General features: G+C 68.9%; 4 protein-coding genes. 2 read left to right on the plus strand and 2 right to left on the minus strand.

Translation table 11 applies throughout. The features are described from left to right. Both NT132_RS14220 and NT132_RS14225 read left to right on the plus strand, forming a co-directional pair. The coding region (locus tag NT132_RS14220) for an acetylxylan esterase (RefSeq protein ID WP_297790191.1) at positions 1-808 on the plus strand (808 nt) is incomplete at its 5' end. Positions 809-925: 117 nt separating this feature from the next. After that, positions 926-1,288: a helix-turn-helix transcriptional regulator gene (locus tag NT132_RS14225; protein WP_297790193.1), complete on the plus strand. Its 363-nt coding sequence runs from the start codon at positions 926-928 to the stop codon at positions 1,286-1,288. A 120-nt stretch (positions 1,289-1,408) separates the two neighbouring features. On the opposite strand, the gene NT132_RS14230 is transcribed toward NT132_RS14225, so the two are convergent. Continuing rightward, on the minus strand, positions 1,409-2,008 hold the full coding sequence (locus NT132_RS14230) for an ATP-dependent Clp protease proteolytic subunit (protein ID WP_297790197.1): 600 nt from the start codon (positions 2,006-2,008) through the stop codon (positions 1,409-1,411). Between the two features lie 14 nt (positions 2,009-2,022). After that, on the minus strand, positions 2,023-2,432 hold a 410-nt coding region (locus tag NT132_RS14235), incomplete at its 5' end, for an ATP-dependent Clp protease proteolytic subunit (protein WP_297790195.1).

A 2,432-nucleotide genomic window follows, 5' to 3' on the forward strand; every position in this document is an offset into this window, starting at 1 on the left:
GGTCTACGACGTGACATTCAGCGGATTCGGCGGCGATCCGGTGGGCGGATGGCTGCTTCTCCCGTCCGACACCGATGAGCCGCTGCCCGCGGTGGTGGAGTTCAACGGTTATGGCGGAGGCCGCGGCCTGCCGCACGAGCGCCTGGGGTGGGCGTCGTCGGGCTACGCGCACTTCTTCATGGACACCCGCGGGCAGGGCAGCGCGTGGGGCACGGGCGGAGTGACCGCCGATCCACACGGTTCGGGCCCTGCCACACCCGGGTTCATGACCCGAGGCATCGAAGACCCGAGCAGCTATTACTACCGGCGTGTGTACACGGATGCCGTGCTCGCGATCGACGCCATCCGCTCGCTGGACCGGGTCGACGCGACGCGTGTCGCCGTGTGCGGCGGAAGCCAGGGCGGCGGCATCGCGATCGCCGCCGCCGCTCTCTCCACCGGCCTCATCGCGGCGATGCCCGACGTGCCTTTCCTGTGCCAGTTCGAGCGCGCCGTCGGGCTGACCGGACGCGACCCCTACAACGAGATCGTCAGGTACCTCTCGATCCATCGCGGCACCGAAGATCGCGTGTTCGAGACCCTGTCGTACTTCGACGGCGTGAACCTCGCGCGCCGCGCCACCGCCCCTGCCCTCTTCTCCGTCGCCCTGATGGATCCGGTCTGCCCGCCGTCGACGGTCTTCGCCGCACGCAACAGCTGGGGCGGGGTCGCCGAGATCACCGAGTACGCCTTCAACGAGCATGAGGGCGGGCAAGGCGTGCAGTGGCAGAAGCAGGCCGCCTTCCTCGCGGAGCAGCTCGCCGGCTGAGACTGTCACTGCCGCTTGAGTTCGCGGCCGGCTCCCATCCGCCTGAGCAGCCTGCTGCGCGTTCTGCTCTGAGCAGAACAGCGGTGACACCGGCGAACGGCGGGGTTACCGTGAACCATGGCCGAGATCGTCCCGTTCCCCCGCACGCCTCACTCGCCCCGCGCTCCGCGCCCGCAGAACGGACCCGAGCCGCTCTGGCGCGATCTGCTCGGCGATCAACTCCGGCGTCGGCGGCATGAGCGTGAAGAGACACTCACCGAGACGGCCGACAAGGCGGGCGTCTCACCGCAATACCTCTCCGAGATCGAACGAGGGCTCAAGGAGCCGTCCAGCGAGATGATCGCCGCCGTCGCCGGAGCCCTCGACACGACGCTCATCGAACTGGCCAGCAGCGTGGCCGACGAACTGCGCATGGCCTCGGCACCGGCATCCGCTGTGGTGTCGGCCGGAACACGTGGCGCTTTCGTCCTCGCGGCCTGAGCCCCACTCGCGGCCTGAGCCCCACCCGACACTTGTCAGTTAGCAGAATCACAGATGTCGGTCGAAATCAGGTGATCTCGACCGACAGGCGTGATCTGAACTGACAAGTGTCGGGTGCGGCTACGCGCCGGCCACCCGCTCCCCCAGCACCCGGTCGATCAGGCCGTAATCCAGCGCGGCGGATGCCGTGAACACCCGATCGCGGTCGGTGTCGGCGCGCAGCGCCTCGACGGTGCGACCCGTGTGCCTGGCGAGCACGGCCTCCATGTCGGCGCGCACCCTGACCACCTCGTCGGCAGCGAGGATGAGGTCGGGGATCGCCCCGCGGGACTGGCCTGCGGGCTGGTGCAGCACGATGCGCGCATGCTCGAGCGCGGCGCGCTGCTCCGGCGCGCCGGCTGCCGAGAGGAGGGCGGCAGGGCCGATCGCCTGGCCGACGACCGTCGTCGCGATGGCGGGGCGGATGTGCTGCATCGTGTCGTAGATCGCGAGCGCCGCACCGGGGTCGCCGCCCTCGCTGTTGATGTAGAACTGGATGCCGGTCTCCGGACTGTCCGCGTCGAGATGCAGCAGCTGCGCGATCAGGGCGTTCGCGACCCCGGCGTCGATTCCGGTGCCGAGGTAGATCACGCGCTCCGCGAGCAGGTGCGAGTAGACGTCCATGACGCGCTCACCCCGCGGATGCTGCGCGATGACGTTCGGGATCGTGTAACTGCTCATGGCCTTGTAGTCGTTCATGAGCGTGCTCCTTCCTGAGCGGATGCCGCGGCATCCGTCCCCAGCCCGACCCGCGCACGCCGACGCGGCATGACCTCAGCGACCGAACTGACGATCGCGTCGATGAATCCGTATTCCTGCGCCTGGGCGGTCGTGTACCAGCGGTCGTGCAGCGAGTCCTCGAAGATGCGCTCGGCCGGCTGCCCGGTGTCATCGGAGATGAGCCCGAGCACGGTGTCGCGCATCTGCCGCAGGTCATCGGCCTGCACCTCGATCTCGACGGCGGTGTACCAGCGGTCGTGCAGGGAGTCTTCGAAGTCGCGCTCGACCGGCTGTCCGGTGTCCTGCGCGATCAGCCCGAGAACGGTATCGCGCATGTGCCTCAGGTCGTCCGCCTGCGCCTCGATCTCGACGGCGGATCCGCCGA

This window comes from Microbacterium sp. (assembly GCF_026393345.1).
Classification (GTDB): Bacteria; Actinomycetota; Actinomycetes; order Actinomycetales; family Microbacteriaceae; genus Microbacterium.